This is a genomic window from Winogradskya consettensis, assembly GCF_018332715.1.
Taxonomy (GTDB): domain Bacteria; phylum Actinomycetota; class Actinomycetes; order Mycobacteriales; family Micromonosporaceae; genus Actinoplanes; species Actinoplanes consettensis.
Genome location: NZ_BOQP01000031.1, coordinates 18,767 through 34,229 on the forward strand (window position 1 = coordinate 18,767; position 15,463 = coordinate 34,229).

General features: G+C 71.5%; 13 protein-coding genes. 3 read left to right on the forward strand and 10 right to left on the reverse strand.

Annotated features, from left to right (window positions below; translation table 11 throughout):
• Nucleotides 1–225: 225 nt before the first annotated feature.
• Nucleotides 226–882: a GOLPH3/VPS74 family protein gene (locus Aco04nite_RS28025; protein WP_213000257.1), complete on the reverse strand. Its 657-nt coding sequence runs from the start codon at nt 880–882 to the stop codon at nt 226–228.
• Nucleotides 883–1,050: 168 nt separating this feature from the next.
• On the opposite strand from Aco04nite_RS28025, the gene Aco04nite_RS28030 reads away from it, so the two are divergent.
• Together Aco04nite_RS28030 and Aco04nite_RS28035 are read left to right on the forward strand one after the other, a co-directional pair.
• A complete protein-coding gene (locus Aco04nite_RS28030; protein WP_213000258.1) occupies nt 1,051–1,821 on the forward strand; it encodes a dioxygenase family protein in 771 nt (256 codons plus the stop codon).
• A 108-nt stretch (nt 1,822–1,929) separates the two neighbouring features.
• Nucleotides 1,930–2,937 carry a TerC family protein gene (locus Aco04nite_RS28035; RefSeq protein WP_213000259.1) on the forward strand — a complete coding sequence of 336 codons (1,008 nt, stop codon included), beginning with the start codon at nt 1,930–1,932 and terminating at the stop codon, nt 2,935–2,937.
• Between the two features lie 342 nt (nt 2,938–3,279).
• Here Aco04nite_RS28035 and Aco04nite_RS28040 read toward each other — a convergent pair whose 3' ends face one another.
• The 3 genes from Aco04nite_RS28040 to Aco04nite_RS28050 all read right to left on the reverse strand — a co-directional run bounded on the left by Aco04nite_RS28040 (nt 3,280) and on the right by Aco04nite_RS28050 (nt 8,324).
• A complete protein-coding gene (locus Aco04nite_RS28040; protein ID WP_213000260.1) occupies nt 3,280–4,935 on the reverse strand; it encodes a S8 family peptidase in 1,656 nt (551 codons plus the stop codon).
• 171 nt (nt 4,936–5,106) lie between these two features.
• A complete protein-coding gene (locus tag Aco04nite_RS28045) occupies nt 5,107–5,352 on the reverse strand; it encodes a hypothetical protein (RefSeq protein ID WP_213000261.1) in 246 nt (81 codons plus the stop codon).
• A gap of 218 nt (nt 5,353–5,570) precedes the next feature.
• Nucleotides 5,571–8,324: a helix-turn-helix transcriptional regulator gene (locus tag Aco04nite_RS28050; RefSeq protein WP_213000262.1), complete on the reverse strand. Its 2,754-nt coding sequence runs from the start codon at nt 8,322–8,324 to the stop codon at nt 5,571–5,573.
• Nucleotides 8,325–8,452: 128 nt separating this feature from the next.
• Between Aco04nite_RS28050 and Aco04nite_RS28055 the strand changes: the two genes are divergently transcribed.
• Nucleotides 8,453–9,229: a thioesterase family protein gene (locus tag Aco04nite_RS28055; protein WP_213000263.1), complete on the forward strand. Its 777-nt coding sequence runs from the start codon at nt 8,453–8,455 to the stop codon at nt 9,227–9,229.
• Here Aco04nite_RS28055 and Aco04nite_RS28060 read toward each other — a convergent pair whose 3' ends face one another.
• The 6 genes from Aco04nite_RS28060 to Aco04nite_RS28085 form a co-directional block, all read right to left on the reverse strand.
• Nucleotides 9,230–9,847 carry a hypothetical protein gene (locus Aco04nite_RS28060; protein ID WP_213000264.1) on the reverse strand — a complete coding sequence of 206 codons (618 nt, stop codon included), beginning with the start codon at nt 9,845–9,847 and terminating at the stop codon, nt 9,230–9,232.
• 8 nt (nt 9,848–9,855) lie between these two features.
• The gene (locus Aco04nite_RS28065) at nt 9,856–11,070 is read right to left on the reverse strand and encodes an ABC transporter permease (protein WP_213000265.1); all 1,215 of its coding nucleotides are present in this window, start codon (nt 11,068–11,070) and stop codon (nt 9,856–9,858) included.
• Nucleotides 11,071–11,155: 85 nt separating this feature from the next.
• Nucleotides 11,156–11,881: an ABC transporter ATP-binding protein gene (locus tag Aco04nite_RS28070; RefSeq protein WP_213000266.1), complete on the reverse strand. Its 726-nt coding sequence runs from the start codon at nt 11,879–11,881 to the stop codon at nt 11,156–11,158.
• On the reverse strand, nt 11,878–13,104 hold the full coding sequence (locus Aco04nite_RS28075) for an efflux RND transporter periplasmic adaptor subunit (RefSeq protein WP_213000267.1): 1,227 nt from the start codon (nt 13,102–13,104) through the stop codon (nt 11,878–11,880). Before Aco04nite_RS28075 ends, Aco04nite_RS28070 begins: the two co-directional genes overlap by 4 nt.
• A 65-nt stretch (nt 13,105–13,169) precedes the next feature.
• On the reverse strand, nt 13,170–14,669 hold the full coding sequence (locus Aco04nite_RS28080; RefSeq protein ID WP_213000268.1) for a sensor histidine kinase: 1,500 nt from the start codon (nt 14,667–14,669) through the stop codon (nt 13,170–13,172).
• Nucleotides 14,669–15,418, reverse strand: coding sequence for a response regulator transcription factor (locus Aco04nite_RS28085; RefSeq protein ID WP_280519388.1), 750 nt, complete (start codon nt 15,416–15,418; stop codon nt 14,669–14,671). The genes Aco04nite_RS28080 and Aco04nite_RS28085 overlap by 1 nt, the downstream gene beginning before the upstream one ends.
• Nucleotides 15,419–15,463: the final 45 nt, after the last annotated feature.

Sequence of the window (15,463 nt, forward strand, 5' to 3'; positions counted from 1 at the left end):
TCCGGCTTCCTTCACGAGGCAGGCGCAGGTCACAAGGGTGCCGGGTAACAAGGCAGTCGCGGGGTTCTCAAGCGCGACAGGCGAGACAGGCGAGACAGGCGCGGGGTTCTGAAAGTGCGGCAGGCACGGGGTTCCGAAGCGGGAGGCAGGCGCGGGGTTCCGAAGCGGGAGACAGGCGCGGGGTTCCGAAGCGGGAGGCGGCCGGAGCCGATCGGGGGGCGGAAGCTAGGCGCGGCGGGCCATGACGGCGTCGCCGACGGCTGCTTCGGCGTGGCCGACGAGGTCGTGCAGTGGGAGGGGGAGCCGGCGGTGGATCTGGTCGAGGAGGTGGTTGCGGCCGGTGGGGTGGAGGGCGATCAGGGCGTGCTGGTCGAGGCCGGTGGCGAAGACGAGGCCGGTGAGGACGATGTCGGGGATGGCGAGCAGCTCGCGCCGGTCGGCGGAGATGCGGATGCGGGTGGCCGGGCGGCCGGAGGTGACCGTGTCGACCGGGACGAAGGTGAGCCGGGTGCCGAAGAGGCTGCGGCGGGCGTGGCGTTCGACTTTTCCTGTTTTGGCGAGGCGACGGGCGACGAGGTCGGTGGCGATGCCGGTGGCGAGGTAGGCGATCCAGTCACGGACGCCGCGGCGGTTCTCGTGTTCGATCTGGCCGAGGACCGCGGCGGAGGCGATGTCGCTTGTCGGGCGGCCGTCGAGCAGGCTCAGCCGGTCGCCCCGCAGGTCGATGCGGCGGCGGAGGATGAGCTCGGCGAGGATTCCGCCGGAGAGGCCCAGGCCGAGCGTGGCCGGAGTGAGCACGCATTTGCCGTGAACGGTGTCGTGGGCGGCCAGGTAGAGGTCGTCGGCGAGCAGCGATTGCGGAGAGGTGCGTTCGGGAAGCACTCCGGAAGTGTGCCTTGAGTATGACTAGTTGCGCAATGCACAGTAGGCATAGGGAAAGTGTTTCATTTCACGTGAGTCGCTACGGGAGGCGAGCTTGTTTAGTTGACGGCTCAACTAAGTCGTCGTATCGTCGGAGGCAGTTAGTTGAAGCATCAACGGAGGCCAGTCATGAGCACCCTGCCCGCGCTCTTCATCAGTCACGGCGCCCCGCCGCTGGTCGACAACCCCACGTGGGTGGCGCAGCTCAAGGAGATGACCGCCGGCCTCCCCCGGCCCAAGGCGATCCTGATGGCGTCCGCGCACTGGGAGTCCGCGCCGCTGATGCTCGGCGCGACCGAGTCCGTGCCGCTGGTGTACGACTTCGGTGGCTTCCCGCAGAAGTACTACGAGACGCGGTACAGCGCGCCGGGCGCACCGGAGCTGGCCGCTCGCATCGAGAAGCTGATGCCCGACAACGAGCACGTCGTGCGGACCACCCGCGGCCTGGACCACGGGGCGTACGTGCCGCTGACCGTCATGTACCCGGACGCCGACATCCCGGTGCTGCAGATGTCCCTGCCGACCCTCGAGCCCGACCGCCTGCTGGAGCTGGGCCGCCGGCTGGCGCCGCTGCGCGACGAGGGCGTACTCATCGTCGGGTCCGGCTTCACCACGCACGGCCTGCCGTTCCTGCGCGACTGGCGGGAGGACGCCAAGGCGCCGGGCTGGTCCCGGGAGTTCGACGCGTGGACCGCCGAGCTGCTGGCCCGCGGGGCCGTCGACGAGCTGGCGAGCTTCCGCGACAAGGCGCCCGGGATGCCGTACGCGCATCCGACGATCGAGCATTTCGCCCCGATGTTCCTGACGCTGGGCGCGTCGAGCGACCCGGAGCAGAGCGCCGACCAGCCGATCGACGGCTTCTGGATGGGCCTGTCGAAGCGCTCGTTCGTGGTGCGATAGCAAAAAGGTCAGACCGGCTTTACAGGTTTCTCCCAGTCTGAGCAGGGATTCTATGGGTATTCATAAGCCGAGTACCCCCTCGCAACGACGCCCGGAGGTTGTTACCTGATGCTTGAGGTCACCGCGCTCGGCTGGACGCTGACCATCGCGGTCATCGTGGCCCTGCTCGCCCTCGACCTGACCCTCGGTGTGCTGAAACCGCACGCCGTCGGGTTCCGTGAGGCCGCTGCCTGGTCGGTCTTCTACATCGCCGTCGCGATCGCGTTCGGCGTGGTGTTCGCCCAGGTGGCCGGCTGGAACTACGGCACCGAGTACTTCGCCGGTTACATCGTCGAGAAGAGCCTGTCGGTCGACAATCTCTTCGTCTTCGTGATCATCATGGGTACGTTCGCCGTGCCCGAGAAATATCAGCAGGAGGTCCTGACCTTCGGCATCATCATCGCGCTGGTGCTGCGGGTCATCTTCATCGCTCTCGGCGCGACGTTGCTGTCGCTGTTCTCGTTCATGTTCCTGATCTTCGGGCTGATCCTCATCTACACGGCGGTGCAGCTGTTCCGGCACCGGGCCGAGGATCCCAGCGTGGAGGACAACGCCCTGGTCAAGGCCACCAAGCGGTTCTTCCCGGTGACCGACGACTACGACGGCGGCAAGATGTTCACCCGCATCGGCGGCAAGCGGATGGCCACGCCGCTGTTCATCACGCTGATCGCGATCGGCAGTTCCGACCTGCTGTTCGCGCTGGACTCGATCCCGGCGGTGTTCGGCGTGACGGAGGAGGCGTACATCGTCTTCGTCGCCAACGCCTTCGCCCTGCTGGGCCTGCGGGCCTTGTTCTTCCTGGTGAAGGGCCTGCTCGACCGGCTGGTCTACCTGTCGACCGGCCTGTCGCTGATCCTGGCGTTCATCGGCGTGAAGCTGGTGCTGCACTGGCTGCACGAGGACATCTGGCACGACGCCCCGGTGATCAGCACCCCGGTCTCGCTCGGCGTGATCATCGGCGTTCTGATCATCACGACGGTGGCCAGCCTGCTCAAGACCCGCAACGACCCGTCGGCCAAGGCACACGCCGGCAGTCTGAGCGCGCGGTCCCACGAGGACGATCCAGCGAAGCACTGACCTGGGGTCAGAGGCCCTCGGCGATGCTGCGCAAGGCGTCTCCGAGGGCCTCGTGGTGCGCCGGGTCGATCAGGTCGAGCACCACGCGGCGGGCGATGGCGAGGTACTGAGCGCGTACGGTCAAGGCCTGTATCGGTAAGGACGGCCACCGCGCTGCGACCCCGCGAACCCGCTGCCAGCTCGAGCAGGAGCTCGCCGCTTCCGGTCTGCGGCACACCATCATCAGGCCAGGCTTCATGTACGGCCGCAGCGCGCGAACCTCCCAGCTCGGCAACTGGTTCGCAGCCACGCCACAGTGGACCGTTCGCCGACATGGCCACCTAACCGCCTGGAGGGCAGCCGCTACATCGTGACGGTTGTGCTGGTCGAGCCGGTGAGCGCGCTGGTGGCGGGCACGACGACCCGGTAGCGGGCTCCGGTGACAAGGCCGGTGACGGTGCGGGTGCCGGCCGCCCGGTAGGACGTGACCTGCTTCCAGCCGCTCTTCGTCGAGCGCTGCAGGCGGACCAGTTGCCCGGCAGCCCCGGTCAGGGTGATGGTCAGGGTACGGGCGGCGGCCCGGGTCGCGGTGACCTTCGTGCCGACCGTGTACGTCGTGACTGGTGACGTCACGGCGAGGGTTGCGCCGGTGGCCGGCACGGTGAGGCGTACCCGTCGCACGCCGGTTGCCGTGGCCGTGACGGTGATGACGCCGGCCGCAGTGGTGGTGGTGTCGGTGCAGGTGAACACCGAGGACGCGGTCGCCGTGCAGATCTGGACCGCCCGGTTCGCGGCGGCGCTGCCGTCGGCGGTGACCGTGTATCGGGTGGTGATCGGGGTTCCGTAAAGAACGCTGCGAGGGCCGGTGCTGACGGTGACCGCCGTGGTCTCGGTGACGTTCAGGGCCGCGGCGGCGTCGACTCTGCCCCAGCCGTAACCGGTGTCCTTACCGGCGACGCCCAGGTCGACGGCGGTGTCCTCGAGGGTCTGCTCGATCTGGTCGGGGGTGGCGGCCGGCCGGTACGCCTTGATCAGCGCGGCGACCGCAGCGACGTGCGGGGTGGCCATCGAGGTGCCGCTGTCGGTCGCGTAGCCGGAGCCTGTCGGGTACGTGCTGAGGATCTGGACACCGGGCGCGGCGATGTCGACGTAGCTGCCGCGGTTGGAGAACGGGGCGACCTGGTCGGACGAGTCGGTGGCGGCGACCGCGATGACGCCCGGGTCGGCGCCGGGGTAGTTGACCGGGCTGCCGTTCTCGCCGTCGTTACCGGCGGCGGCCACGACGGTGACGCCCTTGCCGCGCGCGTAGGTGATCGCGTTGGTCATCGCCGTGATCTCTTCGTCCGCGCCCAGCGACATGTTGATGATGTCGGCGCCGTGGTCGGCGGCGTAGACGATGCCCTTGGCGACGTCGGCCATGTTGCCGCTGCCGTCGGCGCCCAGGGCCCGGATCGGCATGATCCTCGCGTCCGGGGCGACCGCGGAGATGCCCACGTCGTTACCGGTGATCGCGGCGATCGTGCCGGCGACGTGGGTGCCGTGGCCGTTCGGGTCGATGCTGGCCCCCGTGGTGCCGGCGACGTAGTCGATGCCGGGCAGGATGTGGCCGGCCAGGTCCGGGTGGGTCGCGTCGACACCGGTGTCGATCACCGCCACGACGACCCCGGAGCCGGTCGAGTGCTCCCATGCCTGCGCCACGCCGATCTTGGCAAAATCCCACTGATCGCCACGGTACGGGTCGGAGCCCGCCGGCACGTCCTCGACGGTCACGCGAGTGTCGAGCTCCACCGTGGCCGGCCCCTGCCGCCCCTCCCGGACGTACCGCAGGGCGGCTGCCTGGCTGGTCGCCGTCCGCGTGGTGATCACCGGGCGGCCGGCGTCGTCAAAGGTGGTGCTGACGACCCGGGTGGGACGACCCGGCAGCGCGGCGTCGGCAGCCGGGGCGGTCGCGACGGCGACGCCGGCGACAGTGGTGACGACCAGCAGACCGGCAGCGGGCCGGGACCGGAATACTCGCATACCCTCCGTTCGGCAGGCGTGCCGTGAAGCGAGCGGTCGGGCCGGGCGCGAAACGGTTGCAGGACAGGCGGATCGCGGAACGAAGCGGGCCGGGCCGGGTGCGAAACGGTTGCGGGACACGAGAAAGCCCCGGCGGGGATCGCCGGGGCTTCGTCGTTGGGGGTGGCGCGGTCAGCGGCTATAACCGGTGACCACGGGCCAGGCGCGCTGGCGTTCGTAGTCCTGCTGGTTGAGGATCTCGCGGATCTCGCGGGTCTCCTCGACGCTGTGGCGGCCCAGGATGAGGTCGAGCTCGGCGCGTTCGGCCGGGGTCTGGAAGGCCGCGAGCTCGGCGCACAGCTGCTGGCGCGCGCGGCGCTCGGTGCGGCGGTTGGCCAGGGTGACCTGAGCGGACCTGATGATCGTCTTGAGTGGCATCTGCCTTCTCCTTACGGACTGGTGAGCGAGGGCGTCATCGCCTTCGAACTCAAGAGTTGCCGGTCCGGGAGACAGCGCCAAATCATCCAGGTAAAACCCTCGATGGGAAAGTGACCCGGGCCACCGAAAACGGGTAGCCCAGGTCACCTTTACGGGTAACGCCGCAGGTCAGTGGGCTGCCGTGTTTTGCACCACAACAGAGCTTATTCTAACGGCCATTAAGCGCTGATCGACGTTTCTGGATCCGGGAAGACGCGGATCGCGGGCAGGCGCTGGGACAGCTGGGTGCGCGAGCGGACGCCGAGTTTGCGGTAGACCCGGGTCAGGGTGGCCTCGACCGTCTTCACGCTGAGGAACAGCTGGGCGGCGATCTCGCGGTTGCTCGCTCCGTCGCGGACCAGACCCGCGATGCGGGCCTCGGTGAAGGTCAGGCCGAGGTCCGCGGGGGGCGCGGTGGTTCCTTCGGTACGCGCCAGCGCGCGCTCGGTCTGCTCGGTCCATGGCTTCGCCTCGGCGGCCAGGAAGATCGCGAGCGCCGCCCCTATCGCCACCCGCGCGGCGGCGTAGCGGCGGCGACGGCGTTCCGCGCCGCCCTGCACGAGCAGGGCGTGGGCCTGTTCGAGGGGCTGGTGCAGGCCTTCGAAGCGCTGCGCCGCCGACTCGGAGAGCCGTACCGCGGAATCGGGTTCGCCGCTCTCCGACATCACCATCGCGGCGGCGCGGTCCAGGTAGCCGTCCAGCGCGGGACCGGCACCGAGGCGTACGGCTGCCGCGCGGGCGTCGGCGAGGGTCGCGGCCGCCTCCTCGTGCTCGCCCAGCGTCGCCAGGCCGGCTGCCAGATCGCCCTGCCAGCGCACGATCATCGGGTCGCCGGCGTCGCTGAGGTCACGCAACCGGCGCAGGGCGGCGACCCCGGCCCGCGCGTCACCGGCGCGCAGCTCGGCCTGGCCCAGCGCGTGCAGGTTGCGGCGCAGGTAGAGGGCGTCACCCTCCTGTTCGGAGGCTCGTACGCCCCGGCGCGCATACCCGGAAGCCGCGGCGAGACTGCCACCGGCGAGCTCCGCGACGGCCGCCGTGTACCAGGTGGGTCCCGGGCTGAGACCCGCGCGGCCGGCGGCGGCGACGGCGCGGTGGGCGTACCCGAGGGCGTCTCTGCAGCGGCCCGCCCGGGTCGCCACCTCCGACAGGCTGCGCAGGACCTCGACCAGGGCCTCGCCGGTGCGGTCCTGTTCCGCGACCGCGAGCAGCATGAGCAGTTCGGCGCGGGCCTCGTCGAGGCGGTCGTCCATCATCGCGAACCGGGCGGCCGCGTAGCGCGGGCTCATGTGCAGCCAGCCCGGCAGCAGCGCGGCGGGCAGGCGCAGGGCCCGCTGCAGCGTCAGCCGCCACGTCTCCTCCCCGCGCAGCCGCTGGACCTGGGCGAGCGCGCACAACGCCATCGCCTCGGTGCCGCTGTCCCCCGCCGTGCGTGCCGCCCGGGCCGACGCCGATGCGTGCCCGACGGCGGCGTTCACGTCGCCGATCAGGAAGGCCGCCCAGGTCTGGCGCAGGCGCACGGGTGCGAGCAACGCCGGATCGTCACCCGCCTCGTGCACCGCCGCGGCGAATGTCTCCCCCATGTCGGCCAGGGCCTGCCCGGCCAGGTCGAGCAGCACGACCCTGGCCCGTACGCGGAAGCGCGCGGGCGCGTCGACGGCGGCGATCACGGCCTCGGCCGCCCGTCCCGCGATCTCGGGGGCGCCCGCGGTCGCGGCGGTGCCGGCCGCGGCGATCAGCCAGCCGAAGCGGTCGGCGGCGAGACTGCGCGGGCACCTGTCGGCGGCCAGCAGGTAGAGCTCGGCGGCCGTACGCCCGGCGCTGCGGGCGAGGGCACGCTCGGCGGCGGCGACCAGATCCCGCGCGACGTCGGCATCGGGGCGTCCGCTGCGCAGGGCCCGGTGGCGCACCGCCACGGTCTCGTCCAGCGCCGCGTCGGCGAGCGCGTCGTGCACCCCCGCGCGGCGGGCCGCGCCGGCGTCCTCGGCCAGCACGGTGGCCAGCGCCGGCGGCGTGAACCGGATCGTCTCCCCGTCCAGCTCCACGATGCCCGCCGCGGCGGCCGTGCGCAGATCCCGGACGGCGTCCTCATAACCGGCGCGCACCAGCGTGGGCCGCACCGGCTCGGTGGCCAGCGCCGCGACCAGCAACGTCGACTTCACCGCGGGCGGCACGGCGTCGAGCCTGCGCCGCAGCAGCGCGCGCACCGGCTCGGGCAGCGGCGCGGGCCGCCACGCGGGGCCCGGGGCGACCGCAGCGCCGAGCTCCAGGGCGAGGAACGGGTTGCCGCCGCTCGCCTCGTGCAGCCGGGTCGCCGTGCGGCAGGGCAGTCCGCGCGACTCCAGCAGCTCGGTGAGGTCGTCGGTGCCCAGCGGCGGCACCAGCAGATCGGAGACCGGTGCCGGGCACAGCCGCGCGGCCCGGTGCGGCCCGGCGTCACCCGGGTGGCGCTGCGCGGCGACCACGCGGATCCGCGGCCCGGGACCGCGCCGCATGGCGAACCCGATCAGCCCGGCGGACGCCGCGTCGAGCCACTGCACGTCGTCGAGGACCAGCAGCACCGGTGCCGTGCGGGCACACCACGCGAGCAGACCCGGCAGCACGAGCCGGCGGGCCAGGGCGGGGGCACCGGCGCGTGGCGTGGCGCCCCGGCGCAACCCGGTCAGGGCCGCGCGGTGAGCCGGGGGCAGGGCTGCGACGGCGGCGCCCGGCAACTGGGCCACGAGGTCGGCGATCCCGGCGTACGGAAGCAGGCGCTCGGCCTCGACGGCCCGCAGCCGCACGACGAGCTCTCCCCGCGCCGCGGCCGTGGCCGAGACGACGTCGAGCAGCGCGCTCCTGCCGATGCCCTCGGGACCGCGCAACGCGACCCCGCCACCGGCGCTGAGCCGCGCCTCGATGGCGGACAGCAGTGCCGCCCTGCCGAGCACAACCACGAGTCATCTCCCCGGTGAACACTTGTCGATGCATTCAGACTAGGAAGGTTCGGTTACACGCATCAACAACTATGCATACGGGTTTGGTCAGATCACCGGTGTGATGGTTCCCGTTTACGCTCCATCCTGTGAACAGCTACTTCGCTCGCACCGGCGAGCACCGGTTCCAGCCCTCCGAGCTGACCGGGGGTGCCTGGGCCACCGACGAGCAGCACATCGCCCCGATGACCGGGCTGATCGCGCACGAGGTGGACCGGATGGTCGAGGCACGGGGCGGGGACGCGCTGGCGACCGCGCGGATCAGCATGGACATCCTGGGCGTGCTCAAGCTCGAGGAGTTCGAGCTGACCGTCGAGGTGGTGCGTCCCGGCCGCACGATCGAGCTGCTGGAGGCCGTGGTCGTGGCCCGCGGGCGCCCCGCCGTCCGCGCGCGGGTCTGGCGGATGGCGGGTGCCGACACGTCCGCGGTCGCCGGGGGCCAGCCGGAGCCGTTGCCGGACCCCGAGACGCTTCCCGCGTACGCGATGTCGCAGGTGTGGCCCGGCGGTTACATCACCTCGATCGAGGCCCGCCCCGCCGGGGAGATCCGGCCCGGGCGCGGCGCCGTCTGGGTCGGCTCGCAGGCAACCCTGCTGCGCGACGAGCCGGCGAGCCCCCTCGCGGAGTGGGTCAAGCTGGTCGACACCGCGAACGGCATCGTCGTACGCGAGTCGCCGAAGGAGTGGATGTTCCCCAACCTGGACCTCACGATCCACCTCTACCGGCAGCCGTCGGGGTCATGGACGGGCCTGGACACCACGGTGGCGTTCGGCCCCGACGGCCACGGCCTGACCAGCACGACACTGCACGACGTGCACGGGCCGGTGGGCCGCGCCGAGCAGATCCTGACGGTCAGGCCGCTGTGACTACTTGCTCTTGGTGACGGTGGTCGCGGTGACGGTGCCGTCGGCGTCGGCGCTGCCCTGGACGCTGACCGGGTCGCCGGCCTTGAAGTCCTTGAGCTTGCCGGTGGACGCCGTCTGCACCTTGGTGTCACCGCTGGTGCGTACGGTCACGACGCTGCCGTCGGAGGTCTCGACGTAGATGGTCGTGCCGTCCACCAGCTTGACCTTGCCGGTGGTGGGTCCGGCGGCGGCAGCGGACGCCCCAGGGGCCGCCGCTCCAGGTGCCGCGCCGCCGCCGGAGTTCTGGCCCCCGCCCGGGAAACCGCCACCGTTGGTGCCGCCGTAACCGCCGAAGTTTCCGCGGCCGGCAGCACCGCCAGCACCGCCAGCGCCGCCAGCGCCGCCCGCGCGGCCGGCGGCCGTGGCGCTGGTGCCGTAGTTCTTCTGCACCTCGAGGCCGCCGACGAAGCCGCCGACCAGCAGGACGCCGGCGAGCAGGCCGATCGTCACCTTGTTGAACCACTGCCGCGGTGCGGCCTTGGCGAGCTCGGCGGCGAGGCCGTCCTCGTGGTTGAGGTCGTCGTCGGCCGGCGCCGGGGGCACCCGCAGGACGGCGGTGTCGTCGTTCGAAGGGGTCACAGCGGTCCTCACTCGTAACGCAGGGCGTCGATGGGGCGCAACCGGGCGGCGCGGCTGGCGGGCAGGCCACCGAAGAACAGTCCGATGGCGATGGAGACGCCGAGGGCGAGCCCGACGGAGCTGGGCACGATGACCGGTTTCACCCCGACGATGGTGAAGCTGCTGCCGATCAGCGCGGCCGCCACCCCCAGCGCGCCGCCGAGGACGCTGAGCAGCGTGGCCTCGATGAGGAACTGGGTGAGGATGACCCGCCGGGGTGCCCCGAGCGCCTTGCGGATGCCGATCTCACGGGTCCGTTCGGTGACCGTGACCAGCATGATGTTGGTGATGCCGATGCCGCCGACCAGCAGACTGATCGCGGCCACCGCGCCGAGCAGCGTGGTGAAGGTGTCGGCCGTCTCGGTCTGCGTCTCCAGCAGCTGGGAGGCGTTCTGGATCCGGTACGGCGTGCTCGTGCTGCCGCTGGTCGCGTCGACCTTGAGCTGCTGGTTCAGGATCGTGGTCACCTCGGACTGCACCGCGTCGACCTTGCCGGGGTCGGTCGCCTCGACGAGGATCGAGTTGATCGAGCCGTACCCGGTGAGGACCTCGCGCACCGCCGACAGCGGGGCGACCGCGGTGTCGTTGCTGTCCTGGAAGCCGGTCGAGGCCTTCTCCTTCAGCACCCCGACCACCGTGAACAGGGCACCGCTGACGGTGACCTGCTTGTCGATCGGGTCGACACCGGGGAAGAGCTCCTCGGCGACGGTCTGGCCGATGACCACGACCCGCCGGGCCTGGGCCTCGTCGTCGGCGGTGAAGCCGGCGCCGGTGCCCACCGGGGTGTTGGAGGCCGTGAACCAGCCCGCGGTGGTGCCGACGAAGCTGGTCACGTCGTGGTCGGTGCCCTCGTACGTGAGCGTGGCCGAGGAGCTCACCACCGGCGACACCGAGGCGACGTCCGGGGCCAGCGTCGGGTCGATCAGCGCGTCGGCGATCTCCGGGGTGAGCTTGGCCGTGGAGCCACCGCCCCCACCGCCGCCGCCGGAGCTCATGACGGTGATCGTGTTGGTGCCCAGCGCCTCGATCCGGTCGCTGATCGCCTTCGCCGAGCCGTTGCCGACCGCGACGAGCAGGATGACCGCGGCGACACCGATCAGGATGCCGAGCATCGTCAGGGCCGACCGCAGCTTGTTCGCCGACAGCCCGCGCAGCGCGAACCGGACAACCTCGAAGAAACTCAACTGTGCTTACCTTTCGCATGCGCTTCTGGCCCTCGCCGTTCCGGGCCGTCTGCGGCTCGCCGTGAGCGAGGCTCGGTGCAGTCGCTCATGCCTGTGAATGCCGTCCTGCCGCGCTGAGGACCGGGGCCTGGCGCCGGTCGAGGACGATGCTGCCGTCGACGAGGCGGATCAGCCGCTTGGCGCGATCGCCGACCTCGGTCTCGTGGGTGATGATCACGATGGTCCGGCCGGCCGTGCTGAGCTGGTCGAAGACCTCCAGCACGTCGTCGGTCGAGCGGGAGTCCAGGTTGCCGGTGGGCTCGTCGGCGAGCAGCAGGGCCGGCTCGGTGACCAGGGCCCGGGCCACCGCGACCCGCTGCTGCTGGCCGCCGGAGAGCTGGTTGGGCTCGTGCTTGGCACGGTCGGCGAGACCGACGACGTCCAGCGCGGCCATGGCCCGGCGGCGGCGTTCCTTCGGTTTGACCCCGGCGTACGCGAGCGGGAGCTCGACGTTCGCCACCGCCGACGTACGCGGAATGAGGTTGAACGCCTGGAAGATGAACCCGATGAGCCGGTTCCGGGCCAGGGCGAGCTGGCGGTCGGCGAGCCGGCTGACGTCCACGCCGTCCAGCAGGTACTGCCCCGAGGTCGGTACGTCGAGGGCGCCGAGGATGTTCATCAACGTCGACTTGCCGGAGCCGGACGAGCCCATGATCGCCACGTAGTCGCCGCGGTCCACGGTGAGCGAGACCCCGCGCAGCGCGTGCACGGTGGCCTCGCCGGTGCCGTAGATCTTGCGGAGCTCGCGGACGTCGAGGACGGGCTTGCTCATCGGGTGCCCCGGCCCTGACCGCCGCCACCCTGGAAGCCGCCGCCGGCGGGAGCGCCGCCCCCGCCGGTCAGGCCGCCGAAGCCGCCGCCGGTCCCGGTGCCGCTCGTGGTCGTGGTGGTGGTCTTGATGACGACCTGCTCGCCCGCGGTCAGCCCGGAGGTGATCTCGGTGGCCTGGTCGCCCTCGAGGCCGATCTCCACGGAGCGGGTCTCCTCGACGCCGTTGGCCAGCACGGTGACCGTGTGCCGGTTGCCGACGCTGGTGAGCGCCGCCGAGTTGACGTAGAGCGCGTCGGTGACCGAACCGGTGGTGACCGAGACGGAGACCGTCTGGCCGGGCTTCGCGCCGGTGGGCACCTTGTCGAGGCTGAGCGTGACGCCGTACGTGACCACGTTGTTGCTGGTGGTGGCCTGCGGGTCGACCGCGACGACCTTGGCGCTCTGCTCGGTGCCGCTGAGCGCGTTCCAGGTCACCGTCGCGGTCTGCTTCTCCTTGAGCTTCGTCGCGTCGGCCTCGGCGAACGCGGCGGTCACCTGCAGCTTCGTCAGGTCCGCGAGGTCGATGAATCCGGAGTCGCTCGTCGAGGACGACGAGGTCGTGGTGGAGGAGGACTGACCGCCGCCCTGGCTGCCGCCGCCCTGGCTGCCGGAGGAGGACGAGGAGGTTCCGGTGCCCGAGGAGGAGCTGCCGAGCGTGCCGTTGACGGCGACCACGGTGCCGGCCATCGGGGCCTTCAGCGTGGTGCCGGTGACCCCGGCCTCCGCCTCGTCGACGGCGAGCCGGGCCTGGGTCACCTCGTTCGACGCGGTGCTGGTGTCGGAGCCGGCGTCCTCGGCGCGGGCCAGGGAGGCCTGGGCGGCGTCGAGGTCGGCGTTGGCGGCGTCGAGCGTACGGTTCGCGGCGGCCGGATCGACCTTGGCCAGGACCTGGCCCTTCTTGACCTTGTCACCGACCTTCACCGAGATGCTGGTGACGGTGCCGCCGGTGACGAAGCTGGCGCTGGCCGAGCTGGCGCTCTCCAGCGAGCCGTCGGCGGTGACTGAGGCGGTGACGGTGCCCTGCTGGACTGGTACGGAACGGGTCGACGCCGCTGCGGCGGTACCGGTGTCCGGGCCGGACAACGTCTCGTACGCCCAGAAGGCGCCACCGGCGAGCAGGAGCCCGAGGGCGGCGTTGACCGCCACGGTGGGGCGGCGCAGGGAACCCAGGCGGGGGGCAGGCATGACGGACACTGTGGCGACGCCCCCTCAAGGGAGGTTCGGCGTAACCTGGGAGCCACCTTTGAGATTCACGGCCGGTCACCCTCAGCGGGGATCAATACCCGGAAAGTGGCGCCCTTACCCCTCGTGGAGTCGAGTTCCACCCACCCGCCGTGCCCGGTGACGATCGCCGCCACGATGGACAGACCCAGGCCCGAGCCGCCGCCCTTGCCGCGGGACCGGCTGGAATCCGCCCGGTAGAGCCGTTCGAAGACCCGGGGCGCGTGCTCGGCGGGCACGCCCGGGCCGTCGTCCGAGACCTCCATGACCGCGAGGGGTACGCCCAGAGCGGCGACGCCCGACGACACCACTCCCCGTCGTGGCACGTACCGCTCGACGCGCCCGACCCGCACCGTCACGGTGGCCGACGTGGTGTGCTGCAACGCGTTCGCGACGAGGTTCGTGGCGACCTGGCGCAGCCCGTGCTCGTCACCGAGGACCGTGGGCGGCTCGAACGTGTCGCTGTCGTCGTCCAGCGCGGCGAGGCGTACCGGGCGGTCGGGCACGCGGGCGTGCGCGTCGCGGATCGTGTCGGCGGCGATCTCCAGCAGATCCACCGGGCGCAGCACCGGCGGCCGTTTCTGGTCCAGCCGGGCGAGCAGCAGCAGATCCTCCACGAGTACGCCCATCCGCCCCGCCTCGCCCTCGATGCGGCTCATCGTCTCGTCGAGCTGGGGGCCGGGCGGTGCTCCCCCGCGCCGGTACAGCTCGGCGAAGCCGCGGATCGACGTGAGGGGCGTACGCAACTCGTGGGAGGCGTCCGCGACGAACTGGCGCAACCGGCGCTCGGAGGCCGTCCGCGCGGAGACCTCGGCCTCGATGCGCGACAGCATCAGGTTGAGCGCCCCGCCGAGCCGGCCGGGTTCGGTGTGCGGGTCGGTGTCCGCGACCCGCCCGGAGAGGTTGCCCGCCGAGATCGCCGTCGTCAGCCGTTCCATGTCGGTGAGCGGGCGCAACCCGATCCGCACCACGAACGCCGAGCCGGCCGCGAGCAGCGCCAGCACGAGCAGCGTGACCCCGGCGTCGATGGCCATCAGCCGGTCGACGGTCTGCGCGACCTCCGACATCGACGAGCCGATCACCGCGACGCCGCCGGTGTCGGTCATCGCAACCGCCAGCAACCGCCAGTCGGTGCTGCCGTCGGTGGCACTCACGGTGTACGGCTTGCCGCTCCCGGCACGCGCCTGCACCTCGGCCAGCGGCTGCACCGGCGGCATGGTCGCGTCGGCGGTCGAGCTGCGCTCCGGGTCGAGGGTGCCCGCGGCCGTGTAGACATAGACGACCTGGTCCGGGCCGAGCCGCAGCACCCGCCGCGCCCCGAAGGCGTTGCCGGCGGGGAAGTCCGGGCGCGCGCTCGACGAGAACGGCCGGACCATCCCGGTGAGCTGCTCGTCGATGCGGTCGCGCAGATAGCCGCGGATGAGCACCAGCCCGGCGATGTTGGCCAGGATCAGCGCGACCGCGGCCAGCGCGCCCACGACCAACACCAGTCGCGAGCGCAGGGTCCAGTGCCCCCACCGCCTGATCATCAGTCGTCGTTTCGTGGCAACCTCAAGGCGTAGCCCACGCCGCGCACGGTGTGGATGAGCGGCTGGCCGGTCTTGTCGATCTTGCGGCGCAGGTAGTAGACGTACGACTCGACGATGCGCCCGTCGCCGCCGAAGTCGTACTTCCAGACCCGGTCGAGGATCTGGGCCTTGCTGACCACCCGGCCCGAGTTGATCATCAGGTACTTGAGCAGGTTGAACTCGGTCGGCGACAGGTCGATCAGCCGGCCCGCGCGGCGCACCTCGTGGGCGTCCTCGTCCATCTCCAGGTCGGCGTAGCGCAGGACGCCCGTCTCCTCCGGGGCCAGCTCGGGCTGGCTGCGCCGCAGGATCGCCCGGATCCGCAGCACGACCTCCTCGAGACTGAACGGCTTGGCGACGTAGTCGTCCGCGCCGGCGGTCAGCCCCGCGACCCGGTCCTCGACGGTGTCCCGCGCGGTCAGGAACAGCACCGGCGTGGCACGCCCGGCGGCCCGCAGGCGCCGCGCGACCTCGAAACCGTCCAGGTCCGGCAGCATCACGTCCAGGACGACCAGGTCCGGGTCGAAGTCCTCGACCGCGACCAGCGCCCCGTGACCCGATTCGGCGACCCGGACGTCAAAGGCGACCAGGCGCAACGTGGCCGAGAGCAGCGCGGAGATGTTGGGCTCGTCGTCGACCACCAGGACCCGGGTCGGCCGGGCGACCGGCGGCTCGGACAGGGCGACGGAACCTCGCGTATCGGAATGCACTGGGAAGAACTATCAACGGTTCCTTTGAATTTCCCATGAATTGCG

Coding starts and splice junctions, on each gene's coding strand:
- Aco04nite_RS28080 (WP_213000268.1), bottom strand. CDS start 14,669: ATGATCAGGCGGTGGGGGCACTGGACCCTGCGCTCGCGACTGGTGTTG.
- Aco04nite_RS28075 (WP_213000267.1), bottom strand. CDS start 13,104: ATGCCTGCCCCCCGCCTGGGTTCCCTGCGCCGCCCCACCGTGGCGGTC.
- Aco04nite_RS28040 (WP_213000260.1), bottom strand. CDS start 4,935: ATGCGAGTATTCCGGTCCCGGCCCGCTGCCGGTCTGCTGGTCGTCACC.
- Aco04nite_RS28070 (WP_213000266.1), bottom strand. CDS start 11,881: ATGAGCAAGCCCGTCCTCGACGTCCGCGAGCTCCGCAAGATCTACGGC.
- Aco04nite_RS28030 (WP_213000258.1), top strand. CDS start 1,051: ATGAGCACCCTGCCCGCGCTCTTCATCAGTCACGGCGCCCCGCCGCTG.
- Aco04nite_RS28035 (WP_213000259.1), top strand. CDS start 1,930: ATGCTTGAGGTCACCGCGCTCGGCTGGACGCTGACCATCGCGGTCATC.
- Aco04nite_RS28045 (WP_213000261.1), bottom strand. CDS start 5,352: ATGCCACTCAAGACGATCATCAGGTCCGCTCAGGTCACCCTGGCCAAC.